At 37.0% G+C, this 24,708-nt stretch carries 23 protein-coding genes and 2 pseudogenes; 9 read left to right on the forward strand and 16 right to left on the reverse strand.

Features of this window, described 5'->3' with window-relative positions; all coding sequences use genetic code 11:
- Positions 1-7: 7 nt before the first annotated feature.
- Positions 8-256: a hypothetical protein gene (locus ACQ86H_RS07810; protein WP_431294362.1), complete on the forward strand. Its 249-nt coding sequence runs from the start codon at positions 8-10 to the stop codon at positions 254-256.
- Positions 257-429: 173 nt separating this feature from the next.
- Here ACQ86H_RS07810 and rpsA read toward each other — a convergent pair whose 3' ends face one another.
- The 6 genes from rpsA to cmk all read right to left on the reverse strand — a co-directional run bounded on the left by rpsA (position 430) and on the right by cmk (position 7,651).
- Positions 430-2,364: a 30S ribosomal protein S1 gene (gene rpsA / locus ACQ86H_RS07815; RefSeq protein WP_121287220.1), complete on the reverse strand. Its 1,935-nt coding sequence runs from the start codon at positions 2,362-2,364 to the stop codon at positions 430-432.
- Positions 2,365-2,874: 510 nt separating this feature from the next.
- Positions 2,875-3,855 carry an SH3 domain-containing protein gene (locus tag ACQ86H_RS07820; protein ID WP_431294363.1) on the reverse strand — a complete coding sequence of 327 codons (981 nt, stop codon included), beginning with the start codon at positions 3,853-3,855 and terminating at the stop codon, positions 2,875-2,877.
- A gap of 165 nt (positions 3,856-4,020) precedes the next feature.
- A complete protein-coding gene (locus ACQ86H_RS07825; RefSeq protein WP_431294364.1) occupies positions 4,021-4,539 on the reverse strand; it encodes a hypothetical protein in 519 nt (172 codons plus the stop codon).
- Positions 4,540-4,724: 185 nt separating this feature from the next.
- Positions 4,725-5,519 carry a TPM domain-containing protein gene (locus ACQ86H_RS07830; RefSeq protein ID WP_431294365.1) on the reverse strand — a complete coding sequence of 265 codons (795 nt, stop codon included), beginning with the start codon at positions 5,517-5,519 and terminating at the stop codon, positions 4,725-4,727.
- 58 nt (positions 5,520-5,577) lie between these two features.
- A complete protein-coding gene (locus ACQ86H_RS07835) occupies positions 5,578-6,408 on the reverse strand; it encodes a 3-keto-disaccharide hydrolase (RefSeq protein ID WP_431294366.1) in 831 nt (276 codons plus the stop codon).
- Between the two features lie 562 nt (positions 6,409-6,970).
- Positions 6,971-7,651, reverse strand: a complete 681-nt coding sequence (cmk, locus tag ACQ86H_RS07840; RefSeq protein ID WP_431294367.1) for a (d)CMP kinase — start codon at positions 7,649-7,651, stop codon at positions 6,971-6,973.
- 121 nt (positions 7,652-7,772) lie between these two features.
- Here cmk and ACQ86H_RS07845 point away from each other — a divergent pair, with 121 nt between their 5' ends.
- The 3 genes from ACQ86H_RS07845 (at position 7,773) to ACQ86H_RS07855 (ending at position 9,800) form a co-directional block, all read left to right on the forward strand.
- Positions 7,773-8,297 carry a ferritin gene (locus ACQ86H_RS07845; protein ID WP_431294368.1) on the forward strand — a complete coding sequence of 175 codons (525 nt, stop codon included), beginning with the start codon at positions 7,773-7,775 and terminating at the stop codon, positions 8,295-8,297.
- A gap of 34 nt (positions 8,298-8,331) precedes the next feature.
- Complete coding sequence (locus ACQ86H_RS07850; protein ID WP_431294369.1) at positions 8,332-8,682, forward strand: peptide chain release factor-like protein; 351 nt, start codon at positions 8,332-8,334, stop codon at positions 8,680-8,682.
- 191 nt (positions 8,683-8,873) lie between these two features.
- Complete coding sequence (locus tag ACQ86H_RS07855) at positions 8,874-9,800, forward strand: MAC/perforin domain-containing protein (protein ID WP_431294370.1); 927 nt, start codon at positions 8,874-8,876, stop codon at positions 9,798-9,800.
- Positions 9,801-9,978: 178 nt separating this feature from the next.
- On the opposite strand, the gene ACQ86H_RS07860 is transcribed toward ACQ86H_RS07855, so the two are convergent.
- From ACQ86H_RS07860 to lon, 3 genes and pseudogenes are all read right to left on the reverse strand, one after another.
- Entirely contained in the window at positions 9,979-10,494 is a 516-nt protein-coding gene (locus tag ACQ86H_RS07860) for a L,D-transpeptidase family protein (RefSeq protein ID WP_431294371.1), read from the reverse strand.
- A gap of 120 nt (positions 10,495-10,614) precedes the next feature.
- Positions 10,615-11,565, reverse strand: a complete 951-nt coding sequence (locus ACQ86H_RS07865; protein WP_431294372.1) for a lipid A deacylase LpxR family protein — start codon at positions 11,563-11,565, stop codon at positions 10,615-10,617.
- An 83-nt stretch (positions 11,566-11,648) separates the two neighbouring features.
- Positions 11,649-14,119 (reverse strand): annotated as a pseudogene (gene lon / locus ACQ86H_RS07870) (endopeptidase La).
- A gap of 315 nt (positions 14,120-14,434) precedes the next feature.
- On the opposite strand from lon, the gene ACQ86H_RS07875 reads away from it, so the two are divergent.
- Complete coding sequence (locus ACQ86H_RS07875) at positions 14,435-15,055, forward strand: tetratricopeptide repeat protein (RefSeq protein WP_138817967.1); 621 nt, start codon at positions 14,435-14,437, stop codon at positions 15,053-15,055.
- A gap of 50 nt (positions 15,056-15,105) precedes the next feature.
- Here the strand turns inward: ACQ86H_RS07875 and ACQ86H_RS07880 are convergent, their stop codons facing one another.
- Both ACQ86H_RS07880 and gpmI read right to left on the reverse strand, forming a co-directional pair.
- A complete protein-coding gene (locus ACQ86H_RS07880) occupies positions 15,106-15,636 on the reverse strand; it encodes a hypothetical protein (RefSeq protein ID WP_138817966.1) in 531 nt (176 codons plus the stop codon).
- Positions 15,636-17,159, reverse strand: a complete 1,524-nt coding sequence (gpmI, locus tag ACQ86H_RS07885; protein WP_431294373.1) for a 2,3-bisphosphoglycerate-independent phosphoglycerate mutase — start codon at positions 17,157-17,159, stop codon at positions 15,636-15,638. The genes ACQ86H_RS07880 and gpmI overlap by 1 nt, the downstream gene beginning before the upstream one ends.
- Before the next feature lie 172 nt (positions 17,160-17,331).
- Here gpmI and ACQ86H_RS07890 point away from each other — a divergent pair, with 172 nt between their 5' ends.
- The 4 genes and pseudogenes from ACQ86H_RS07890 (at position 17,332) to ACQ86H_RS07905 (ending at position 20,336) form a co-directional block, all read left to right on the forward strand.
- Positions 17,332-17,730 carry a DUF4783 domain-containing protein gene (locus tag ACQ86H_RS07890; RefSeq protein ID WP_138817964.1) on the forward strand — a complete coding sequence of 133 codons (399 nt, stop codon included), beginning with the start codon at positions 17,332-17,334 and terminating at the stop codon, positions 17,728-17,730.
- A gap of 158 nt (positions 17,731-17,888) precedes the next feature.
- Positions 17,889-18,730: pseudogene (gene nadC, locus ACQ86H_RS07895) on the forward strand (carboxylating nicotinate-nucleotide diphosphorylase).
- A 49-nt stretch (positions 18,731-18,779) separates the two neighbouring features.
- Positions 18,780-19,427 (forward strand): glycerol-3-phosphate 1-O-acyltransferase PlsY, encoded by a 648-nt coding sequence (plsY, locus tag ACQ86H_RS07900; protein WP_029279402.1) that lies wholly within the window; start codon positions 18,780-18,782, stop codon positions 19,425-19,427.
- A 102-nt stretch (positions 19,428-19,529) separates the two neighbouring features.
- Positions 19,530-20,336, forward strand: a complete 807-nt coding sequence (locus ACQ86H_RS07905; RefSeq protein ID WP_132395303.1) for a M48 family metallopeptidase — start codon at positions 19,530-19,532, stop codon at positions 20,334-20,336.
- A gap of 231 nt (positions 20,337-20,567) precedes the next feature.
- Here the strand turns inward: ACQ86H_RS07905 and ACQ86H_RS07910 are convergent, their stop codons facing one another.
- From ACQ86H_RS07910 to ACQ86H_RS07930, 5 genes are all read right to left on the reverse strand, one after another.
- On the reverse strand, positions 20,568-21,824 hold the full coding sequence (locus ACQ86H_RS07910) for an anthranilate synthase component I family protein (protein WP_431294374.1): 1,257 nt from the start codon (positions 21,822-21,824) through the stop codon (positions 20,568-20,570).
- 81 nt (positions 21,825-21,905) lie between these two features.
- Entirely contained in the window at positions 21,906-22,211 is a 306-nt protein-coding gene (locus tag ACQ86H_RS07915) for a type II toxin-antitoxin system RelE/ParE family toxin (protein ID WP_431294375.1), read from the reverse strand.
- Positions 22,205-22,432, reverse strand: a complete 228-nt coding sequence (locus ACQ86H_RS07920) for a hypothetical protein (RefSeq protein ID WP_138817959.1) — start codon at positions 22,430-22,432, stop codon at positions 22,205-22,207. Before ACQ86H_RS07920 ends, ACQ86H_RS07915 begins: the two co-directional genes overlap by 7 nt.
- Positions 22,433-22,747: 315 nt before the next feature.
- The gene (locus ACQ86H_RS07925) at positions 22,748-24,028 is read right to left on the reverse strand and encodes an adenylosuccinate synthase (protein WP_138817958.1); all 1,281 of its coding nucleotides are present in this window, start codon (positions 24,026-24,028) and stop codon (positions 22,748-22,750) included.
- 47 nt (positions 24,029-24,075) lie between these two features.
- Positions 24,076-24,573: a Fur family transcriptional regulator gene (locus tag ACQ86H_RS07930; protein ID WP_147229375.1), complete on the reverse strand. Its 498-nt coding sequence runs from the start codon at positions 24,571-24,573 to the stop codon at positions 24,076-24,078.
- Between the last annotated feature and the right edge of the window lie 135 nt (positions 24,574-24,708).

A 24,708-nucleotide genomic window follows, 5' to 3' on the forward strand; every position in this document is an offset into this window, starting at 1 on the left:
GCACCCGATGAAAGTTGGTAATTTTACCAATGAGTACTTATATCTTCCGGAAATATTGCAAGTAGTTTTGTTTAAAAAGATGGAAGAAGTTATCAGCCAAGGTTTATTTGCTCCGTTAAATAAACTCCAGCCTGCAGGCGATAGGATGAATACCGTTTTTCACGGCAGAAAGTATAGCGGGGCTACAGTTACGCGACGAACATTTGCTTTAGTTTCTTATTGTGATGGACCATATAAGACATTTAAGAAAAGATAAGCTCAGGTCTTGTTTTAACTGCATGAATGAGATTGCTTCATCGGCTGAAAAAGCCTTCTCGCAATGCCGATTTGTGGTGGGATCCGTGCATTCCGTGTTTCCGTGGCAAAAAATGGCGCAAAAAAATCCCGATAACTTTCGCTATCGGGATTAATATATTCAGTTAAAAAGAACTAGCCTTTTTTAGCTTTGCTTTCTTCGCCTTCTAATTGCGATTTCAATTGAGCCAATACGTCTAAGTCTCCTAAAGTAGATTTCTCTACAGAATCTTTAACTTTTTTAACCGCAGTTACAGCAGCTTTAGCTTCTTTTTTCTTAGCATTTCTTTCTTCTGCTACAGCTTCAGCTTTAACCTCTTCCCAGATACGGGCGTGAGATACTACGATACGTTTTGCTTCTTTGTTGAATTCAATGATTTTGAAGTCATTGGTTTCTTCAGCTTTAACTGAAGTACCATCTTCTTTAACCATGTGTTTAGTTGGTACGAAACCTTCTACACCATAAGGTAAAGCAATAACAGCACCTTTATCAGTTACTTTAACAACAGTACCCTGGTGAACCGAATCTAAAGTAAAGATCGTTTCGAAAGTATCCCAAGGGTTTTCTTCTAATTGTTTGTGACCTAAGCTTAATTTGCGGTTATCAACATCTAATTCTAAAACAACTACGTCTAATACGTCACCAACTTTAGTGAATTCGTTAGGGTGGTTTACTTTTTTAGACCAAGATAAGTCAGAGATGTGGATTAATCCATCAATACCTTCTTCGATTTCAACAAATACACCGAAGTTAGTCATGTTTTTAACTGTTGCCTGGTGCTTGCTTCCAACTGGGAATTTAGCAGCAACTTCTTGCCATGGATCGTTAGATAATTGTTTAATACCTAAGCTCATTTTGCGCTCGTCTCTGTCTAAAGTTAAAACTTCAGCTTCGATCTCATCACCAACTTTTAAGAACTCTTGTGGATTTCTTAAGTTTTGTGACCAGCTCATTTCAGAAACGTGGATTAAACCTTCAACACCTGGGATGATTTCTAAGAAAGCACCGTAATCTGCAACAGTTACGATTTTTCCTTTTACTTTAGAACCAACCTGGATGTCAGTACTTAAGTTTTCCCAAGGGTGTGGAGTTAATTGTTTTAAGCCTAAAGCGATACGTTTTTTCTCATCATCGAAATCTAAAACAACCACGTTGATTTTTTCATCTAATGACAATACTTCTTTTGGATGCTCTATGCGGCCCCAAGAAATATCAGTAATGTGAAGTAAACCATCAACACCACCTAAATCGATGAATACACCGAAATCAGTAATGTTTTTAACAGTACCTTCCAATACCTGACCTTTTTCTAATTTAGAAACGATCTCTACTTTTTGGCTTTCTAAATCGTCTTCAATTAACACTTTATGAGAAACTACTACGTTTTTAAACTCATGGTTAATTTTAACAACTTTGAATTCCATTGTTTTACCCACGTATACATCGTAATCGCGGATAGGTTTAATATCAATTTGAGATCCTGGTAAGAAAGCTTCAACGCCCATGATGTCAACAATTAAACCACCTTTAGTACGGCTCTTAACGAAACCGTTGATGATTCTATCATTTTCAAGAGCCTCGTTAATCGCTTCCCATGATCTTTGGGTTTTTGCTCTTTTGCGGGAAAGGATCAATTGACCGTTAGCATCTTCTGGTGCTTCAACGAAAACGTCAACTGAATCGCCGATTTTAAGATCCGGTGTATCACGGAATTCAGAAGTAGAAACTAAACCGTCTGATTTGAAACCTACGTTTAATACTACATCTTTGTTGTTGATTGAAACAACGATACCGCTGATGATTTCACCTTTAGTGATCTGATTGAATGTTCCGGCATACATATCTTCAAACTTTTTACGGTCTGCATCATTGTAATTACCGAAAACTTTTTCATCTGCATCCCAATCGAAATCCTCGGTTGGTGTAGCTAATGATGATTTGATCGATTCGATCGAAACTGAATCAGCTTCTGATTCAATAGTTTCTTTTTCAGTCAGGCGTCCGCCTTCTCCCTGAAGTTCAGCTGTTTTAGCTGCTAATTCTTTTTCTGCTACTTGTTTTTTAGCCATTAATTAATTATCTCCTTTTTTCCCTATTTAGGGACTGCAAAGGTAAAAATTTTTTAATTAATAGAAAAGATTTTTTTAATAAATGTTGCTGATTTTTAGTGTATTAAGAATTAGCTTGTGCGTCATGCTGAATTTATTTCAGCATCTATCAAGCTAAATTTAGGAATAGCGTAGGTTTTATTTGTTAATATTTGAAAATGAGCGTTCAGTAATGCTTCTGAAACAGCAGTCCTGCTATCGCTTATAGTCCTCGCTACGCTCCGGGCTAGTCCGCTCTATCAGGTTTAAAAATAAGGGGCTGTGCATAACTTCCCACCAAACACCAAACGTTCCTACAGAACGTTACGCAAATAACATTTTGTTATTTACTACCCATAAATCGTCCCCGATGGGACGAACCGTATTTAAAATTTGCCGCCTTGGTTTATGACTCGTCCCAGCAGGACGAATCATCGGTAGAAAAAAATGTGCATTTTTTTCGTTCCGTAGGAACGTTTGATGATCCCGGATTTATTTCTTTGTAAACGTCCCTCTTGTAAAACCCTCGCCAATTAACGTTTTATCATCTCTGATTAGTAGCATAATTGTATTTTGCTGATCGTAAAGTTTGATCATGTCACCTTCAATAACGTATTTCGAGGTAAAAATAGAATCAGTATAGGCATCGGCAACGGTTACGGAATCTTTCGATTTGAAATTGAAAGATTTGTACTGAATGTCTTCATTGCTTGCAAAGGTACCTGTTACTACTTTTGGCTGAATGAAAGTAATATAACAGAAATACCCGGTTACCAGAATCACAATTGCCGAAAAACCGATCAAAAATTTGTTGCCACTGGCGTATTTAATAGAAAAGTATAGTATAGTGATGAGTATTAAGGCCACAACTACAAAAAAGATAATGTTGGTGTAATCTTTTTTTATTTGAGGTACTGATGCGGCTATGCTGGTTTTTTCTACTGTAGCTTTTACAGGAGAAACCCTGACCAAAAATTCTTTACTCACCCATCCTTCACCATTGGTAACTTTAATTTTATAGAAACTTGTATTAGATGAATCAATTACGGCCACATTTTCATTTTTAGGCAGATATCCTACAATTTTGCTTTTCGGATCAGCTTGTTGCCTAACCCTTAAGTCGTCGGCAGTTACGCGATACATGTCGGCGCTTGCTGACTTTTGAGGGGTGGCATCGGTTTGTGCAGTAGTTGCTTGAGGAGTAGTTGGTTTTGCCGCGGGTGCAATTTTTTCGACGAAATCCTTGCTTACCCAGCCCTCGCGGTTTTTAAACTTTACTTTGTAAAACTTCGCATTGTTGGCATCCAAAACCGTAATGCTTTCGTTTTGACCAATATTTCCAATCACCTTACTTTTCGGATCGCTGCTTTCCCTTACACGCAATTTGTCGGCCTTAACACGATACAATTCTTGTGCATTTAAACGGTTAGCAAAAATAGAAAGAGCGATGAGGAGGAAGAAAATTCTAGTCATAAGTATAAGATTCTGCGAACAGTTTTAATAGGTAATCGCAAACACGCTATAAGCAAACACCGTGCTAAGTGTTTCAAAATTAGAAAATACTTTTAATAGGAGGGGATAAGATTGAAAAAAGGAGCTTGTTCTTAAAAAAAAATCGTCTTTATGGAGGTTAATGTACTACCAGCTGCCTCCCGTACCGCCACCACTGCTGCTGCCACCACCCCAGCTGCTGCTGCTCGATGAAGAGGAAGAACTACTGCTTCCCGAAGACGAACCGGAAGAGGAGCTCGATTCAACCAACATGGCTAATGTAATCCATTTAATAAATTCTGTTTTTTTACAAAAACTACATTCGTTTATCAATTTTGCCTGGCCTTCATGGCTGTAGGTTGCCGCTCTTGTGGTTATGCGTTTATTTAGTTTATAAGTTCTAAAAGTACATTCAGGGCATTCGGTATAGCGATTGTATTTTTCTGCAGGCCATGCCTTAATGATATGTTCTTTATGGTCGGCACTTTCCCAAATATCGTAATCATAAGCTTTTACTATCTCTTCTTTGCGTTGGCCCCTTGTTAAAAAAGGTTCGCCTTCAATATTGATATCCCTATCCAAACGTACCATTTCCTGGCCCTTACTATCAAGTACTGCTTTAAAGCGGTTAATGTTTTTAACCCTTTTAAATAAATAGATGATCATGTTGATTAAAATAAGGGGAGAAAAAATGATCAGCCAAAAATTCTTTTTATGAAAACTACTTACCGAATTAAAAAAGTTTTTATCGTCATTGTGTATTTTCCGCAATGCTGAAATGTGGAAAAGGTACCTGCCGAAAAGTACAAGAGCCAAAATAGCATACAGAATAAACGGAACATCTTTTGATCTTATTTTTTCAACCAGATCCATTCCACCAAAAAGAAGAATATAAAGCCGGTTACAAAAGTGATCATCATCGCCACCGCACAGCCTTTTCCAATCTTTTCATATTGGTCTCCACCTGACCTGGATTTATCTTTTGTAGCATTTTTAGCCTGCCGGTTCACAATTTTGAATGCACCCCAAAAAAGCAGGATGATTATCCCGGTAGGTAGTAAGAAATTTTCTAAATCATTATTGCTATCCTGCTGAGTGAACAATTGGTTGAGCTCCGATTTATGCTCAGGTTTTAAGATAATCTCGCCAATGGCATTAATGGTATTGGTAATTCCGGTGGCAAAATCATTTTCTCTAAAAGCCGGTATAAGCTGCTGTTCAGCAATATGTTTAAGCTTTACATCAGGTAAAACACCTTCGGCACCTGTACCTGTAATAAACCTGTATTTACGGCGCTCCTTCGAAATAAATAACAACAAACCATTGTTGCTGGTTTTTGAGCCTATTCCCCAGGTATTGAAGAGCTCATAAGCAAAGTCGAAATCCTCTTTATCATGATCGAAATCGTTAACCACCACCACTGCCACTTGCACATTGGTTTTACTCTCGAAATCGGCAATGGTACTATTGAGTTGCGAAACCGCATTGATACCCAAAATTTTATCAGGGTCACTTACATAACCACCGCCATTATTTTTAGGATCGGGGATGTCTTTTATCTGATAAGCTTTCTGCGCAATTGCAACATGGGTAACAAATAAAAAGAAAAGAAGGGTAAAGCGTTTAAACAGGCAGACGTGGAGCATCGTATAAATTTAGCTTTAAAGTTTACATCACTATTTAACAAATGATTTGGATTATGGTTTACTCTTTTAATATTTTAGCCAATACTTTATCCAGTTTTGCCTTATTTTTCATGTAGGCTTCTAAATCATAAAGTTTTACTGTTTTAAATTCTATTGGATGGCTTTCGCTTTGTAAGGATATATAACCTGATGTTAATGCTTTACCATCTGTTTTAACCTTTGGGTCGAAGTTAGAGACGTTGCCGCCACCAATTTGAGGTTTGGTGTATTCTAAAACCACTTCGCCTGCTATAATGTGTTTGATAACAGAATCACCTAAGACTAAAAATTCTGCGGTTACCCATTGGTCGCCTGCATAGGTTTTCGATTTAGAATCTAAACAGTGTGGTGTAAACAATTTACCGTTATAATTTATCAATGTTCCAGGTGTACACACATTGCTGGTATGGCGTTCGTGTTCTCCATCTCCACCTAAAATCTGTCCTTCGATAGAAATCGGAAAATCCTGGTTTTTTAACATCGTTGCCGGATCCTGGCAATGTAACATGGCACCACTGTTTCGGGTTGCCCAGCCTTCGCCACCTTTAGCCTGTTCGCCTATAAAACGATAGGTTACTTTTAAAAGATAGGCAGAAAAAGGTTTTTTATAGAAGATATGGCCATATTGCTGGTCAAATTCATTATATCCATCATAACTTACTTTCATTACACCATTTTCTACCCGAAATGTATTGGCATAATTTTCTTTATAGTCGTGTTTTGCAATTTTAATGTTCCAGTCTTTTAAATCTTTCCCATTAAAGAGGTTGATCCAGCCTTTTTGGGCATTTACATTTAAAATAAAGATGGATAGAAATAATACAGTAAGGTAAATTGATTTTAATTTCATAGCAACATTTGGGTTATGTGCTAAAAATATGAATTTTTTTCTGAAGTCAAAGGTCAATAGTCTGATGGTTGATAGTTTGATAGCCGATCAGTTTGGAGTTGAGCGTTTGGGGTTTGGAGTGAATAGAATATAGGGTCGATGATTAGATGGTTCATAGTCTGGTAGCTAATGGACTCAACTAGATTGAAAAATCTATTCTCCCCTCGGAGTGTCACCCTGAGCGGAGTCGAAGGGCCAGTAGTTAGATATTTCACAGTTAATAGCTTGGTGACTCATAATTTGGGTGTCAGTTAACCGATTTAAATAATTAACCTTAGCGACACGTCCTTTCGACTGGTGGAGCACCGCGGAATGGAGAAATCTATTAGTCTAAAATCCCTTGGTCTTAAGAAGATTAACTAAACTATGCATTTGGGATGCAGCGATAGATATCAGTTAACCGATTTAAACAATTAACCAAACTTTTGTAATATTTTTCGTCGCTTCGTAGTAATCAATATGGCCATCAACTACTAAAAAATGGACTAATGAACTAATGACCAGTGAACAAATGAACTACTGACTAGTGAACCAAAAACGGATTAACTTTCTCCATCGCAAAATCCAATTGTTCTTCCTGTGTAAGATCGGTATTATCTAAAATAATGGCATCATCAGCCCTCACCAACGGACTTTCCTTACGGGTGGTATCCGCATAATCACGGTGGGCAAGATTTTCAAAAACTTCTTCTAACGTAGTTTCGTTATTGCCTTTGCTTTCCAGTTCCTTAAACCTGCGTTCGGCCCTGATTTTTGGATCAGCTGTCATAAAGAATTTTACCGGTGCATCAGGAAAAACGGTCGTGCCGATATCACGGCCGTCCATTACAATATTTTTCGATTTGCCCATACGCTGCTGTTGTTTTACCATTTCATGGCGTACAATTTTATGTGCCGAAACCTCGCTTACATTTTCTGAAACGGGCATTAAACGGATCTCGTCAGAAACTTCTTCACCATTAAGGGTAATGTGCGATTCGTAATCGCGGGAGTGGAAATTCAGTTCAATGTGCTGTAAAGCATCAATAACTTTAGCATCATCAGCAATATCAACATTATTTCTTAAAAAATATAGGGTTACGGCACGATACATCGCCCCGCTATCTACATAAATGAAACCTAATTTTTTTGCCAGTGCTTTCGCTAATGTACTTTTTCCGCAAGATGAATAGCCATCTATTGCTATTACCAGGTTTTTCTTCATCGTAGCAAAGGTAAAAAATAGAAACAGAATGCTGAATTTTTTTAAGATAGATTATAAACAAGGTACAACTAAAACATTGATTCGCCGGATGTGTTTAATTTGAAAAATAAATAGAAAATTTATGTTACTATCAGAAAGAATGTTGGAGGCGCTGAATAACCAGGTTAAACTGGAAGCCGAATCATCACAAGTTTATCTGGGCATTGCCTCGTGGCTGGAAACACAGCCAGGTTTAGAAGGATATACCGAGTTTTTCTATCGCCAAAGTGATGAAGAGCGTCATCACATGCTTAAATTAATCCATTATATTAATGATCGGGACGGGCATGCAGTAATTACTGCCCTTGAAATGCCCAAAAATTCTTTCTCGCAGGTAATAGAGGTATTTCAGGATTTCCTGGATAACGAGCTGTTGGTTTCAAAAAGCATTAACGATCTGGTAGAACTTTCGTTGAACGAAAAAGATTACCTGACTTTTAAATTTTTGCAATGGTATTTAGATGAACAACTGGAAGAAGAAAAAATGGCAAAAACCATGTTAGAAAAACTTCAGTTAGTTGGAAGTGATAGAGGAGGAATTTACCAGCTGGATAAGGATATTGTAGGTTTACGTAGCAAGGTAAGCGAGACCAAAGAAGGCGAATAAGCTTTTATTATTTCTAAATTCTTACTTTTGCAGCATGTTGCCTACAAGAGAAGAAATTTTACGGTCTGTTACTTTCAAAACTTCCAGAAGTGGGGGTAAAGGAGGACAAAATGTAAATAAAGTTTCGAGTAAGGTAGAAATCATTTTTAATATCGATGCCTTTGAGCATTTCAACGACGAGGAAAAAATACTGTTAAAGGAAAAACTTCAAAACCGTTTAGATTCTGAAGGACTCTTGCATATTGTTTCGCAGGAAGATAGAAGCCAGCTTTTAAACAAAGAGAAAACCATTGCAAAACTGATCGATTTATTAAAGCGGTCACTAACCGTTCAGAAAAAAGAAAGCCAACCAAAATTCCCAAAGGCGTTATCGAAAAGCGGCTAAAAAATAAAGCCTCAACAGCTGAAAAGAAGAAAAACAGAAAAGTGATTGATCTATAATGACTTATGGTTATACTGCTGCTGTCTTTTTAGTTGTTTTGATTTGCCTTTTGATAAACCACATTCAAATACCAGGATTTGTTGTGTAAGTGGCACCAAAATTGACATTGGTGAGCACACACAAATAATAACCAAATGAAAAGAACTATTTTAGCGCTGGCCTTTATGGCTACACTTGCTGCCTGCAAGAAAAATCCAGAAGAAATTCCAAATCCTGTTCCTGAAGAAAAATTATCCCCTGATATTGCCTATTCGGTTAAGGGAGCAACCCAGGATACTCAACCTTTATATCCACCATCTGCAACCTTCAATTTTTTAGGGTTCGGATACGATGTTACAGATAAGTTTAATGATCTGGCTTCTGTAAGAGGCAATGTAGTCGATATTTCTGCTTATGATGCCGACAGAACATATAACGTTGTTTTTATAAGAGGTACACAATCTTCGTGGAGGACTACTCAGGCTGAAAGTGCCGTTGATTTATCAACAAAATTCTCTAATTCATATAACGCAACTAAAGGCTTAAAACTCTTTGGAAATACCATTAATCAGGTATTTCCAGGAACGGATGTTACTAATAAAAAATATGTTTACGGGCACTATTCGTATTACATGATCTGGAAGGTATATAAGTTTTATTACGACAAGTCGGTAAATAAATTTTTAACAGCAGATTTTAAGAGAGATATTACTTTATTATCTGCTCAGGAACTTGTTAGTAAATATGGAACACATGTTTTAACAAACATAAAAATAGGTTCTAAATTTGACGTTGTTTACCAGGCAGAAGCACCTCAGAACGAGAGACGGGGCGCGATTATTATGGAAGGATTACGTTATACTTTAAAAAGGACATTTGGCTTGCCTACCGGCTACCTGGATGAGCCTATCCTACGCAATTTAAATGATAATACTTCTGCCCAGATCTATTATAGTTCAACAGGAGGTGATATTAGCAAATTAAAACCCGAAACCATAAATAACAGGGTTATTGTGAACCTTAACAATTGGGTTGCTTCTACTACAGAGGATAAAGCAACTTTTTATAGGCGCTTCGGATGATGGTTTGGCCCCACTATATAACTTTATTGATGATGCAGCTAAAAAAGCTGAAGTAAAAGATTACCTCGATCAGTACTATGCCGCAAAGGTGGTTAAACTGACAAATTAAATAGATACAATAAAGGGCAATTTAATTGCCCTTTATTGTATAACCTATTCTCTCAAATCCAAAATAAATTTAAGGCCTGATTTCTATTTTAGTTCCAATATTTACAGCATAAAACAATTCGTCTACTTCGTTATCGGTTAGTGCCATACAGCCATCTCTCCAATCGCAAAATCGTTGAAACTTGCCAATAAAGCCTAATTTATTTCGAATTCCATGTATTTTAATATCGCCACCAGGTAATTTATTCAAGGCTTTAGCTCTGGCAATATCTTCTTTATTTGGATAAGATACTCCAAGGTTTTTATGGTAGCCGCTATTTGGGTTTTTCGCGTTGATGACATAAAACCCTTCTGGTGTTTTTTCGTCACCTTCAAATTCCTTATGGCCCACGGGATTATCACCTAAAGAAATTTTGTATGTTTTAATCAGCTTGTGCTTCGCGTAAGCCAATAGCTGCCGATCAGATTTTTTTACAATAATGTAATCAATTTCAGTATTTAGCGGGAGTTTTTGTTCGGGATATAAATTGTAAATAGCCGCACCTATTATCAAAAACGAAATGATAAAAAGGATTATTTTTTTCATATTCTTTTGTTATGTACAATAGAAATACAGATGCCTTATTTTAAGATTAATAGTGTCAGATAGAAATATCTGACACCACTTAAAATGAATATATAACAGTAAAACAATATTAACAATTACCTAACTTTTCCCAAATCTGTAGTATAAACTCAAACCACCATAATTCTGCGCCTTTGCCACACTTTTAACCTCTTTCGTTTTAAAAATCACATTAAAATCAGCTGTAAATCGCTTCGAACTATAATTCACACCAAACTGTTGTTCAAAAACGATTGGCTTTACACCAAATGTTACCGGACTATTGTTATTGAAAAGGCTTCCCTGTATGGTGGCATCATAGGCAACAAAGTTTAACTGCGGTTTAACGTAAAAGAAAAACTCTGAATTGTTCAGGCTTTTTGTTTTCGAATTTCCAATTACCGCATTATGGTAAGCACTATTGAACAATTGATTGATTTTACCTGCCCTAAATAAAACAGATGCGCCTAGTCCTGAAAAAGTGGTGCCCAAATTGGCATAACCCTGTGCACTGATATCCACAATTGGATCTTCAGGTCTAAAAAGTAGTTTACTATAGTTGGTGGCAAGGTTTACAGAAAGTTCATTCTTGATTTGGTAATCCCAGCCTGCAGGAGTATAAAAACCTACTGTTTTATGTAGAAAACGCTGTGCAGTTTGAGCGAGTGAGTTAGGACCAACCGTTCCCAATTCTACGCTTGTTTTTAAAACACTTTCATTTTTGTAGAAAACCGAATAAGCGCCACCGGCATAAAGATAACCTGCAAAAGGCCTGTCCTGATCTTCTTTATCAGGTACCTGACCCCAATAGGGCGTATACATTTTTTGTCCGGCAGAAATTTCGTAGATTTTTTTCTCTATTTTATCTGACAGCTTTTCAGTATTAATGGCATGGCGGAAGTAGATAAATAACCCGTTGGTATAGTATCGGTCATTTAACGTAGCCAGATAAGCATCATTTTCAGTTTTAAAACCGAATTCGTTTTTAAAGGATTGGGCGAAACTGGTTGAAACAACCGAACAAAAAACTATGGTGAATAAAAATGATCTCATAAAAAAGCCCAGGCAATTTACCTGGGCTATAAAAGTATTTATTGTAATTGGATTTTTGATCGTTAATCCAAAAGAATTAGCAATTAGTTTACAATCGGAGCAATTTTAACGCTCAGATCTATTGGTTTTTTTACCTTATTTTTAGTTAATGCCAGTTCAATTACTTCGCTCATTTCTGTTACATAGTGAAACGTTAAATCTTTAATGTAACTTTCTTTAATCTCTAAAATATCCTTACGGTTGCTTTTGCAAAGGATAATTTCTTTAATGTTCGCCCTTTTTGCTGCAAGAATTTTTTCCTTAATTCCACCAACAGGAAGTACCTTTCCACGTAAAGTAATCTCACCAGTCATAGCTAAGTGTTGTTTTACCTTACGTTGTGTAAATGCCGAAGTTAAGGCGGTAAGCATGGTTACCCCAGCCGATGGTCCGTCTTTTGGTGTAGCACCTGCAGGCACGTGAACATGAACATCCCAATTGTCAAATAAAGTGTAGTCTATACCAAATTCAGCTGCATGGGCGCGTAGGTAAGCCAAAGCAATTACGGCAGATTCTTTCATTACATCGCCCAAGTTACCGGTTAAGGTCAATTTTCCTTTCCCAGGACTTAAGCTCGATTCGATAAATAGAATATCGCCTCCAACACTTGTCCAGGCTAAGCCAGTTACCACGCCTGCAACTTCATTGCCTTCATACAAATCTTTGTCATAAATCGGGGCACCTAAAATGCGCTCGACATCATCATTAGTTAAATTTGCCTCATAAGTTTCTTCCATGGCGATTTTTGTAGCTACACCACGTACTAACGAACCTATTTTTTTCTCTAAACCACGCACACCCGATTCTCTTGTATAATCTTCGATTACTTTTTCAATCAGGGTAGGTTTAAGGGCAATATCTTTGGTCTGCAAACCATGATTTTCTTTCTGTTTTGGTAACAGGTATTTTTTTGCAATCTCTATTTTTTCTTCAATCGTATACCCGTTCACCTCAATAATCTCCATACGGTCTAACAAAGCAGGCTGTATCGTACTTAAAGAGTTTGCTGTGGCAATGAATAAGATGTTTGACAAATCGTAATCCACCTCTACATAATGGTCGTAAAATGCGTTGTTTTGTTCAGGGTCTAAAACTTCAAGCAAAGCTGATGATGGATCACCACGGTGATCAGTACCTACTTTATCAATCTCATCCAAAACAAAAACAGGGTTATCTGCTCCGGCTTTTTTAATGGATGAAATAATACGGCCCGGCATGGCACCTATATAAGTTTTACGGTGCCCACGGATCTCTGCTTCATCGCGGATACCGCCTAAAGCCATACGTACATATTTACGGCCTAATGCTTTTGCAATCGATTTTCCTAACGATGTTTTACCAACTCCCGGAGGGCCAACCAAACATAAGATAGGTGCTTTCATATTGCGTTTTAGTTTTAGCACAGCAAGGTATTCGATAATACGCTGCTTTACTTTTTCTAAACCGAAGTGATCTTTATCTAAGATGCGCTGTGCTCTTTTTAGGTCGAAATTATCTTTTGTAAATTCGCTCCAGGGTAAATCCAATAGTAGTTCTAAGTAGTTTAACTGAACCGAATAATCAGGCGCAGCAGGATTCATTCTACCTAACTTATCTATTTCTTTATCAAAATGATCAGCAACAGCCTGCGTCCATTTTTTCTTTTAGCCCTTTCCTGCAAAGCATCAAATTCTAAATCGGCAGAATTTCCGCCCAGTTCTTCCTGGATGGTTTTTAGCTGTTGATTTAAGAAATAATCGCGTTGCTGTTTATCTAAATCGGTACGCACTTTTGATTGGATCTGATTTCTCAGCTCCAGCATCTGCAATTCGACCATTAATAGTTCCATTACCTTTTGCGCCCTTTCCTGCAATTTATCCATTTCAAGGATTTTTTGCTTATCGGCCATTTCGGCATTCATATTTGATGAAATGAAATTGATCAAAAATGAATTGCTCTCAATGTTTTTTAGTGCAATACTGGCTTCGCTTGGAATATTTGGTGAAAGCTGGATAATCTGTGCAGACATCTCGCGTATAGAAGCGATTAATGTTTTAAACTCCTTATCGCCCTTATGCTTTTGTTCTTCGAATTTTTTAACAACGGCTTTAATATAAGGTTCATTCTGCACCTCTTCAATTAAACTGAAACGTTGTTTACCCTGAATAATTACAGTGGTATTCCCATCAGGCATCTGCAACAACTTAATAATATTGGCAACAGTACCAACCGTGTTAAGTTGCTCAAAAGTAGGATCTTCAATAGAAACGTCTTTTTGAGAAACAACACCAATAATCTTATTCCCTTTATAAGCTTCCTTAATTAGCTTAATCGATTTATCTCTTCCAACTGTAATAGGAATAACTACTCCTGGAAATAAAACTGTGTTTCGCAAAGGCAATATGGCCAACGTTTCGGGCGTTTCCTCATTGTTCATTTCCTCCTCGTCTTGTTGAGACATTAAAGGAAAAAACTCGGTATCTTCATTTATGATTGGCATTGCTGTATGGAAATCAAATATATCTTGTTTACTCATTATCACATTTTCTGCTAACGACAAACTGGCAGTTTAATCGTATTCACTTTGTTTAATTTTGGTATTGGCTTAATAAATTCAACTCTTGTGCCAAAGTGAAAATAATATTAATCTTATGTTAAAAAGGCAGAGAAATATAAATATTTTCGCCAATATCATATAAAGCATTTTTTAGCGTTTAAGCTAATGTTTAGGGCACCTGGTTTGAATGAAAGAAAATTAAAAACTTTTAAATTATCAGAATAGGATTATATTGCAAAAAATTTCTCCTATAAATTCGGTTAGGCGTTAGATTTGTTAACTTATTACTCATACATGAACTATTTTAAAAAGGCGATTTTAGGTTTAATTATTTTTACATCAACGAGTAGTTTCGCGCAGAGCAATTACGAAAGAAGCATGCAGGCTATGATGAAAGGTGATTATAAAACTGCAGCAATGCAATTGGAAAAAGCTGATACTAAAACTCCTGATAATGCAAACGTGCTCCAGATGCTCGGATATTCTTACTTCCAAAATCGCGAATACGAGAAGTGTATTGCCACTTACAGCCGGTTATTAACCATCAAACCTACAGAGGTTTCTGCTTATTATTATCGCGGTATCGCAAGGTTGAAAATAGCTAACGATCCTAAAGAATCGTTAAATACCATGCGCGAAAACTTTTATCTGGCATCTCTCAAAGATTTTACAAAAGCCATTGAAATTAATGGTGATGAAGACGCACAGATGTTTCAGAACCGGGGCCTGGCTTACAAAGATTATGCAATTTTCAGATCTTTTAAAGCAAAGAAAAAAGAAGAAAAAGCAGCTTGTGTAGCTTTATTCAATAACTCTATTGCTGATTTTCAGAAGGTATTAACCTTGCAGCCATTAAGAAAAGATATTATTGATTGGGTAACCTACGATAAAGCGCAGATTGCCAGCCTGAAATAAAATACATCCTTTTAAAAAAATGGGACCTGAATATATTCGGGTCCCATTTTTTATTCAAGCTTTCCGATAACCGAATATCTTTTTTCATTAAGCAATCTTATTTTTTGATGCTTTTTAATAGCATATAAACTATCGGGATAATAAGTTAAAGTATCCTGAGATTGATATAAGATATTTTTATTATCGATAATGATCTCTATCTTAACTGCTTTCATACCTTTCCAGGTAATAGAAACCTTTTTAACAGGGATTTTTTTATTATCGGAAGTATAAATATCAACTCCATCTTGTTCTTTAGTTTTAAAACTACCTTTCCAGGAGGTTTTATTAATATCGGCATTAACAAAAATGGCAAGTTCTTTTGTCCAATCGGTAATTTTGGCTTTTTTATGTTCCGCTATAGCGTTTATACTTACCGTTTTATCTACATCGGGATTTAAACGCTGCAAGCGTGAAATTTCTTTTCCGAAATAACCCTTAACATCGAAATAACTTAAACTGGTATTTGCTTCGGCTTCTTTTCGCTGGTTGCATGAAAATAAAGCTAAAGCAAATACCGGGATAAAAAGTTTTTTAACCATTATACTAAAACATTTCCTGTCATTTCTGCCGGAATAGCTACGCCTAATATTTTTAAAATAGTAGGGGCAATGTCGCCTAATTTACCATCTGCAATAGTTTTATAGTCTTTATCAATTAGAATGCAAGGGACCAGGTTGGTTGTATGTGCAGTATTGGCAGATCCATCGTCATTTACCATAAATTCTGAGTTTCCATGATCGGCTAAAAGGATAAACGAATAACCATGCTCCAAACCTTTGTTTACCACGATTTCTGCACATTTATCTGCAGTTTCAACTGCTTTTATTACGGCCTCAAAAACACCTGTATGTCCAACCATGTCTGGATTGGCAAAGTTTAAACAAATAAAATCAGCCCATCCTGTTTCCATTTCTTTGGTAATGGCATCGGTAATTCCTGCGGCACTCATTTCAGGTTGAAGATCGTAAGTTGCTACTTTCGGTGAAGGAATTAAAATACGTTTCTCATTGGTAAATTCAGCCTCTCTTCCGCCAGAGAAGAAGAAGGTTACATGAGGATATTTTTCAGTTTCTGCAATACGGATCTGGTTTTTATTATTATTGGCCAATACTTCACCTATTGTCTGGGTTAAATCATCTTTTGTGAAAATTACATTTACCTTTTCAAAACTCTCATCGTAGGTAGTCATGGTGACATAATACAATGGTAGTTTATGCATTTGCTGCTCGGGGAAATCTTTCTGTGTTAATGCTGTTGTAATCTCACGTCCTCTGTCTGTACGGAAATTGAAACAGATGACCACATCATCGTTTTGAATCGTAGCAACTGGAGCACCATTATCCTGCGTTAATACGATTGGTTTTAAAAACTCATCAGTTACGCCACCGGCATAAGACTTTTTGATTGCAGCCAAAGCATCCTGGGTTTTTTCGCCAATGCCATTTACCATTACATCATAAGCTTGTTTAACGCGCTCCCAACGGTTATCGCGGTCCATTGCATAATAACGGCCAACCATGGTTGCCAATTTAGCATTGGTGTTTTGGATGTGGTTTTCCAGGTCAGTAATAAAGCCCAGACCAGAGTTTGGATCCGTATCACGGCCATCTAAAAAAGCATGAACAAAGGTGTTTGGTACATTTGCTTCATTTGCGGCATCGCACAAAGCTTTTAAATGTTCAATATGCGCATGTACCCCGCCGTTTGAAACCAGGCCGATGAAGTGAACTGCTTTATTATGCTGCTTTGCATAATCAAATGCACTTACCAAAACCGGGTTGTGGTGCAATTCTCTGTCGGTAATCGATTTATTGATTCTTCCAAGCTCCTGGTAAACTACTCTGCCTGCGCCTAAGTTCATGTGTCCAACTTCTGAGTTTCCCATCTGTCCGGCTGGCAAGCCTACTGCTTCACCTGATGCTTCAAGCCTGGAATTTGGGTACTTCTGTAATAACGAATCGAAAAAAGGAGTGTTGGCAGCATAAGCAGCATCAGAATTATCTTGTTTTCCGTAGCCCCAACCATCTAGAATTATAAGCGCGAGTTTTTTATCGTTTACCATTTTTATTGTAAAATTTATTGATTAAAATCAAAACATTTTCATGTATAACATGTTTAGTGTTTTATTTATATGGCAAATATAACTTTATTGGTGCTTATATAAATGAAGAAATCCTTTTTTTGATATGCTAATGGCATAATTTTAGCTATAGGGTTCTGTATAAAATACAGAAATGATCCGGAGCTTATTCTTACTCGTTATTAGTTTGTCGTCATTATATTACCCTACAGCCATCCAGGCAGATATAATTGATGATTTATCCTCGTATTTTAAAGCTGGTAACTCAAAAGAAATTGCTAAAAATTTCGCCTCAACTATCGAACTTATCATTGTTGATGAGGAAGATGTATACTCAAAAGCACAGGGTGAACAGATTTTGAGAGATTTTTTTATTAAACACCCTCCGGTAAAAACAAGTATTTTTCATAAAATTAATACAAATCCAAATTATCGTTTTGGCGTAATTATTTTAAGCACTGCTAAAGAAACCTTCAGGATTTCTATTACCATGAAAAAATTCAATACCAACTTTTCGATTACTGAATTAAGGATAGAACCTGCCAAGGATTAATTGGCCAGTCAGTACTTACGAAGTTCTGACTCCGCTATGTCTCGCCAACTTTGTAAGTCGTGGAGGTTAGTGCCTCTGAAGTTAGCAAATCACTTTAACCTTTCAGGAAATTGCCTGCTAATAAATAATTCTTATTTTTGCGGCATAAAACCTATATTTTGGATACTCAACTTATACATCAATTCATAAAAAATGCCCTTACCGAAGATGTTGGTGATGGAGATCATACTTCACTTTCAACAATTCCGCCAGGAACACAGGGAAAAGCAAAACTGATTATCAAAGAAGATGGTATTTTAGCGGGAATTGAATTGGCAATCGAGATTTTTAAGGAAGTTGATGCTGGCTTGAAAGTTGAAGTATTATTGCAGGATGGTACAGCTGTAAAAGTAGGCGATATTGCTTTAACCGTTGCCGGAAGTACGCATTCTATTTTAATTGCAGAACGATTGGTTTTAAACTGCATGCAGCGTATGAGTGGCATTGCTACTAAAACCCATCGTATTGTTTCACTGTTAAAAACGACTAAAACCAGGATTTTAGATACCCGTAAAACTACTCCTGGCTTGCGTTATTTAGAAAAATGGGCAGTTAGGATTGGTGGAGGTGTAAATCACCGCATTGGTTTATATGATATGATCTTAATCAAGGATAATCATGTAGATTATGCCGGGGGATTTCAAATGCCATTACTGCTGCGCAAAAATATCTTATCAGTCAGGATAAACCACTTCAGATCGAAATTGAGGTTAGGAACCTGGAGGAGTTATCGCAGGTTTTAGCTATTGGTGGTGTAGACCGTATTATGCTTGATAATTTTACTTTTGAAAACTTAAGGACTGCCGTTGCATTAATTAACGGGAAATTTATTACAGAGGCTTCCGGAGGAATTACCGAAGAGAACGTTACTGAATATGCAGCTTGTGGAGTAGATTTTATTTCGATGGGCGCGCTTACACATTCTGTGAGAAGCCTGGATATGAGTTTAAAAGCATACTAAAGTGATTTGCTATAAAATTAAAAGCTTATTTTTTGTATCATTGTAGGCTATGGTTACGGTTTATTCTCTCAGCGCTTTATTAATTGCTTACCTTTTCGGATCTATACCAACAGCTGTATGGCTTGGTCAGGCCTTTTATGGGGTTGATGTAAGAGAATACGGAAGTGGCAATGCTGGCGCAACCAATACCTTTAGGGTACTGGGCAAAAAAGCCGGAATTGCAGTAATGATCATCGATATTGCAAAAGGCTATACTGCAACCAATCTGGCCTATCTGATCGGCATGTCGGTAACCGGACCACAAAATTCAGTTGTTTTTGTTAATTACCAGCTCGCCTTGGGAGTAACCGCGGTAATGGGACATTTATTCCCTGTTTTTGCCGGTTTTAGAGGGGGTAAAGGTGTTGCTACACTTTTTGGAATGATTTTGGCAGTTAACTTCGAAGCATCTATGCTTTGCGTTCTGGTTTTTGTGGTGGTATTACTGTTAACTAAATATGTTTCATTAAGCTCCATTTGCGCGGGATTTACTTTTCCCCTAAGTGTGGTTTTCTTGTTTCAGGTATCTATCAAATCTGAAGTGCTTTATGGTATGGTCGTTTGTATTTTAATCTTAGTTACTCACCAAAAAAATCTCGAAAGATTGCTGAAGGGCAAGGAATCTAAGGTGTATTTGTTTAGGAAGAAAACTAATTAATTAACAAAACACATTTCTTTAAAACTTATTTATAGGCTTACTGTTTAATCATCGGCTTTGCCTATAACCTATAAGTATTACTAATCATTTAAAATCGCGTTTATGAAAAAGTTATTTTTAACAGCAAGTGTTGCTGGAATATTATTATTTAACTCATGTTCTACCGTCCCTTTAACAGGCCGTAGTCGATTTGATTTAGTTAGTAACGATCAGGTTTTGCCAATGGCATTCCAGGCCTATAGTACCTTTTTAACAGAAAATAAATCTACTGTTTTACCCGCTTCGAATGCCCAGGCCTTAAAAGTGAAAACGGTTGGAAGCAGGTTAATTACCGCTGTAAAATCGTATATGAACAGCAATAACTACGGTAATCTGATTGCTGATTATCAATGGGAAGTTAATGTGGTACAGAACAATGAAAAAAATGCCTGGTGTATGCCAGGAGGCAAGATTGTAGTTTATACGGGTATTTTGCCTGTTACTCAGGATGACGCTGGTTTAGCAACAGTAATGGGGCACGAGATTGCGCATGCCATTGCGGGTCACTCAGCTGAGCGTATGTCGCAGGAAATGGTTGCACAGGGTGTTGGCGCAGCAGCGGGAGTTGCTTTATCTAAAAACCCTAAAACGCAGTCTATTTTTAATACATTATATGGAGTTGGTACACCAGTTGCAATGTTAAAATTCAGCCGCAACCAGGAGTTGGAAGCCGATCGTCTGGGCCTGATTTTTATGGCCATGGCCGGATATAATCCACAAAATGCGACCAGTTTCTGGAACAGAATGTCAGCTGCATCTGCTGGCGCACAAAAACCAGCCGAATTTTTGAGTACTCACCCAAGTGATGCAACCCGTATTGCGCAGATCCAAAAATATTTACCTGAAGCGCAACAGTACTATAAGAAATAAGGTAGAAGGCTGAAGGTAATGAGGTGGAAGGTTTTGCATGATGCAGAATTTTCCACCTTTTTTGTTTAGTCCCACTTTAAAGTACCGTCATTTCGAGCGGGGTGCAATGCAGTCTAGAACCCGAAGGCTCAGCGAAGCTAAATCTGGATAGATAGATCTCTCCATTTCACTGCGTTTCAGTTTGAGATGATGGATTGCTGAGGACAAATGAACTAATGACCACTGAACCAATTAACTCCCCAATACCTTCAAAATCGCACTGGCTTTCAACAAACACTCCTCATATTCTAAAGCGGCATTACTTTGGTAGGTAATCGCTCCTCCAACCTGAAAAGACAAATATTTTGATTCCGCATTATACAGAATGCTGCGGATAACGACATTGAAATCGAAATCTCCATCAGGACTGATGCAGCCAAAAGAACCTGAATAAATACCCCTTTTGGTCACTTCGTATTCTTCAATCAACTTCATGGCTTTAACTTTTGGTGCACCTGTCATGGAGCCCATTGGAAACGCATTTTTAATGGCATCGATAAAATGAATCTCTGGATTGAATTCACAGCTAATGGTAGAAATCATCTGATGGACCTGTGGGAAGCTGTAGATACCGAATAATTCATCAACGGTAACAGAACCCTTAATGGCTGATTTAGTAAGGTCGTGGCGTACCAAATCAACTATCATTACATTTTCAGCCTGTTCTTTGATGTCGCTTCTAAGCTGCAGTTTTATGGCTTCATCTTCTTCCTGAACTGTACTTCTTTTAGCCGTGCCTTTAATGGGCTGTGAGGTAAGTTTTGAGCCACGTTTGCATAGGAATCTTTCTGGTGTGGCGGATAAAATATATTTACCGTGAACTTTAACATAACCTGCAAATGGGGTAGGAGAGATTTTATTTAGCAACTCGAAAGTTTGTACAGGTTCTATTTCTGCATTTTCTGAAAAAAACTCCTGGCAGAAATTGACTTCATAAATGTCTCCCCTCAGAATGTGACTTCTTAAAGCTTCAACTTTATGGATATATTGATCTTTCGATAATCTTTGTGAAATCTGTATGGTTCCCGATTCTTCTTTTTTTTGCAGTTGAAACAATTCAATTTCTTCTAAAACTGATTCCTTACCAAGCAGCACTTCAGCTCGTCCATCCTTAAAAGCAACCAGGTATTTTGGAACAAAAAAGTATAAATCCGGGAAGTTTAAACCGTCAGGATTATTAGATTGAAGATCTTCTATTTCGTTTTTTAAATCGTAGCTAAAATAGCCGAAAATCCATTGTTTGTGATAAGCATAAAAGTTTTTTAGCTGATCGAAGGCATTACCTGCAGAACATATTAATTCTGCATGAATATCAGCAGCGATAATGAAATCGTAAGCAGAATAAGCATCTTTGTATTCATTTGAATCAAAGAAACAACATACCTCGAACTGATTGGCCCAGTGTAATGCTTTTTGTTTAAATTCGGATATGTTTTGCGGGGTTTTCAAGCTGCCGCAAAGGTAAAAATAGAGATGGTAATTGTAAGAAATTAATTTTTATCTTTTAGAATTATGGTTAGTATCGTAAAATTAATGTTTTTTAGGATTCATTTTGGTATGCCTAACCCTTAATATTCTTATTATCTGATTTTCGTTTCGATAAGATATCCTAAAATGATGTTTTTCAAAAGCACGATATGTTCCGTCGTTATCTTTTTTATATTGATCAATTTTATGTTTTTCAGGATACTGAACTATATTTTCTACTGCTTGAGTTAAATCATTTATAACCTTTATTGCATTTTGGACAGATTCTTGGCTAATGTAATTATAGATTTCTCTTAATTGGCTTTTGGCTTGCTTAGTCCAGACAATTTCAAGATGTTTGGTTACCAACTTTTAATCTCATTTAATAATTCATCATGAGAAATATAATTGCCGTTTTTAAACTCATGCTCTGCGGCTAAAAGCTCATTATTATAGGCTTCAATGGTAACGTTTGAATTTTCTTTTTTCCCTTTTATAAATGCTTTAAGCATTTTTACTACAGAAGTTTTTTCGGCATCGTCTAGCTGGGTAAAATAATTTAGCATTTCGCTTTCTAAGATAGTTGCCATAATAAGATATTTATACTCAAAAATAACTAAATTGATGAAGGAAAACAAACTGTCGAAATCAATTTACTATGTCAATTGGCAAAGAGTTGTCAATTTTCTTCTAGCTATTGCTATTAAAAGTTGACAACTCTTGAACGAAAAAAGCAATCCGCTATGGATTGCTTTCTTATATCGGCTGATCCGATAGCTATCAGATTTATTTTACAAGTTAAAATACTATTTTCAATTGCCTTGTAGCTACTTCGTGGTCAGCATCTATATTGTGTTTGTGAAATTAACAGACCCTGAAATAAATGCAGGGTGACGACGCTGATTCTAACGTAAAGCTAAAGTTTGTGCTCTATCTGGTCCTACAGAAAGGAACTTAATTGGCACTTCCAGTTCTTTTTCCAAGAACGCAATGTAGTCAGTCAATTTAGCCGGGATTTCATCTACAGAAGTAATTTTAGTTACATCAGTAGCCCAACCATCAATTGCTTTCAATACTGGTTTAGGTTCAATAGAAATGATATCGTAAGGCATGTAATCGATCGTTTCTCCATTGTATTCGTAATGTGTACAGGCATAAATGGTATCGAAAGTATCTAAAACATCAGCTTTCATCATAATTAATTCGGTTACACCGTTTAACATGATCGCATATTTTAATGCAGGAAGATCGATCCAGCCACAACGACGGGCACGGCCTGTAGTTGCACCAAATTCGTGACCTAAAGCGCGTAAATTTTCGCCAACTTCATTATCTAATTCAGTAGGGAAAGGACCTCCACCAACACGTGTACAATAAGCTTTAAAAATACCATAAACAGCTCCAACTTTGTTTGGAGCAATACCTAAACCGGTACAGGCACCTGCTGTTGTGGTGTTACTAGAAGTTACAAAAGGGTATGAACCAAAATCTACATCCAATAAAGTTCCTTGCGCACCTTCAGCTAGAACCGCTTTTCCTTCTTTTAGGAAACCGTTAACATAATGTTCGCTATCTACATGAGGAATGGTTTTTAAGAATTCTATTGCCTCAAAGAATGATGCTTCTTTTTCAGCAAGTTCGTATTCAAAACCTTCGTAGTGAGAAAGGATCTCCGTATGTTTTTCTACCAGTTTTGCATAACGCTCTTTGAAATCAGGTAGGGTCGTATCACCAACGCGTAAACCGTTACGGCCGGTTTTATCCATATAAGTTGGACCGATACCTTTTAAAGTTGATCCAATTTTGTTTTTACCCATACGTGCTTCGTTAGCAGCATCCAATAATTGGTGGGTTGGTAAAATTAAGTGTGCTTTACGGGCAATCACCAATTTGCCATCAGCAACAGGATCATGACCAGCTTTTTTTAAATTATCTAACTCTCTTTTTAGGATAATTGGATCGATTACTACGCCATTACCGATCAGGTTCATGGTTTTTTCGTTAAAAATTCCTGAAGGAATAGTATTTAAAACGAATTTTTTGCCATCGAACTCTAAAGTATGTCCGGCATTTGGGCCACCCTGAAAACGGGCAATAAGATCATATTTTGGACTTAGTACATCAACGATTTTTCCCTTTCCTTCATCGCCCCATTGCAGGCCGAGAAGTACATCTACTTGCGTCATTATTAATAAATTAAGCTGGTTTTATTTGAATTTTGATTTAATTTGCTTCAATTTGCTTCAATTTTTGCAGCTGTAGCCGCATTTTCATTTACTTTTCTGGCCATACTGCAGTCAGAGCAGAAACCATAAAGATTCAACGAATGGTGTTTAACATCAAATTTTAATAGATCGCCAACCATGGTTTGGATCTGGTGGATACGTGGATCGCAGAACTCTACTACTTTACCGCATTCGATACAGATCACGTGATCGTGCTGGCGGTAACCATAAGATTTTTCGAATTGTGCCATGTTTTTACCAAACTGGTGCTTGGTAACTAAATCACATGAAACCAGTAACTCCAATGTATTATAAACCGTAGCACGACTTACGCGGTACTTTTGGTTTTTCATGTGGATATAAAGGGTTTCTACATCAAAGTGATCGTTTCTTGAATATATTTCTTCCAATATAGCGAAACGCTCTGGTGTTTTACGTAGATTTTTGTTTTCTAAATAAGCCTCAAAAATCTTGCGAACGAGCTCATTTGTTTTTTGTTCAGACATAGTTTTTAAACTCCACTCAAAGGTAGGTAAATAGTTTGATTGTTGTAGTGTTTGATTGTTGAAATGTTGTCAAAGTCGGGAAGGCAGAGGTTGGAAGTCGGAAGTTTAAATCACAAATAGCTTGCGACTTAGATT

The organism is Pedobacter sp. P26, from assembly GCF_050632135.1.
Classification (GTDB): domain Bacteria; phylum Bacteroidota; class Bacteroidia; order Sphingobacteriales; family Sphingobacteriaceae; genus Pedobacter.

Coding starts and splice junctions, on each gene's coding strand:
- ACQ86H_RS07810 (WP_431294362.1), top strand. CDS start 8: ATGAAAGTTGGTAATTTTACCAATGAGTACTTATATCTTCCGGAAATA.
- rpsA (WP_121287220.1), bottom strand. CDS start 2,364: ATGGCTAAAAAACAAGTAGCAGAAAAAGAATTAGCAGCTAAAACAGCT.
- ACQ86H_RS07820 (WP_431294363.1), bottom strand. CDS start 3,855: ATGACTAGAATTTTCTTCCTCCTCATCGCTCTTTCTATTTTTGCTAAC.
- ACQ86H_RS07825 (WP_431294364.1), bottom strand. CDS start 4,539: ATGATCATCTATTTATTTAAAAGGGTTAAAAACATTAACCGCTTTAAA.
- ACQ86H_RS07830 (WP_431294365.1), bottom strand. CDS start 5,519: ATGCTCCACGTCTGCCTGTTTAAACGCTTTACCCTTCTTTTCTTTTTA.
- ACQ86H_RS07835 (WP_431294366.1), bottom strand. CDS start 6,408: ATGAAATTAAAATCAATTTACCTTACTGTATTATTTCTATCCATCTTT.
- cmk (WP_431294367.1), bottom strand. CDS start 7,651: ATGAAGAAAAACCTGGTAATAGCAATAGATGGCTATTCATCTTGCGGA.
- ACQ86H_RS07845 (WP_431294368.1), top strand. CDS start 7,773: ATGTTACTATCAGAAAGAATGTTGGAGGCGCTGAATAACCAGGTTAAA.
- ACQ86H_RS07850 (WP_431294369.1), top strand. CDS start 8,332: ATGTTGCCTACAAGAGAAGAAATTTTACGGTCTGTTACTTTCAAAACT.
- ACQ86H_RS07855 (WP_431294370.1), top strand. CDS start 8,874: ATGAAAAGAACTATTTTAGCGCTGGCCTTTATGGCTACACTTGCTGCC.
- ACQ86H_RS07860 (WP_431294371.1), bottom strand. CDS start 10,494: ATGAAAAAAATAATCCTTTTTATCATTTCGTTTTTGATAATAGGTGCG.
- ACQ86H_RS07865 (WP_431294372.1), bottom strand. CDS start 11,565: ATGAGATCATTTTTATTCACCATAGTTTTTTGTTCGGTTGTTTCAACC.
- ACQ86H_RS07875 (WP_138817967.1), top strand. CDS start 14,435: ATGAACTATTTTAAAAAGGCGATTTTAGGTTTAATTATTTTTACATCA.
- ACQ86H_RS07880 (WP_138817966.1), bottom strand. CDS start 15,636: ATGGTTAAAAAACTTTTTATCCCGGTATTTGCTTTAGCTTTATTTTCA.
- gpmI (WP_431294373.1), bottom strand. CDS start 17,159: ATGGTAAACGATAAAAAACTCGCGCTTATAATTCTAGATGGTTGGGGC.
- ACQ86H_RS07890 (WP_138817964.1), top strand. CDS start 17,332: ATGATCCGGAGCTTATTCTTACTCGTTATTAGTTTGTCGTCATTATAT.
- plsY (WP_029279402.1), top strand. CDS start 18,780: ATGGTTACGGTTTATTCTCTCAGCGCTTTATTAATTGCTTACCTTTTC.
- ACQ86H_RS07905 (WP_132395303.1), top strand. CDS start 19,530: ATGAAAAAGTTATTTTTAACAGCAAGTGTTGCTGGAATATTATTATTT.
- ACQ86H_RS07920 (WP_138817959.1), bottom strand. CDS start 22,432: ATGGCAACTATCTTAGAAAGCGAAATGCTAAATTATTTTACCCAGCTA.
- ACQ86H_RS07925 (WP_138817958.1), bottom strand. CDS start 24,028: ATGACGCAAGTAGATGTACTTCTCGGCCTGCAATGGGGCGATGAAGGA.
- ACQ86H_RS07930 (WP_147229375.1), bottom strand. CDS start 24,573: ATGTCTGAACAAAAAACAAATGAGCTCGTTCGCAAGATTTTTGAGGCT.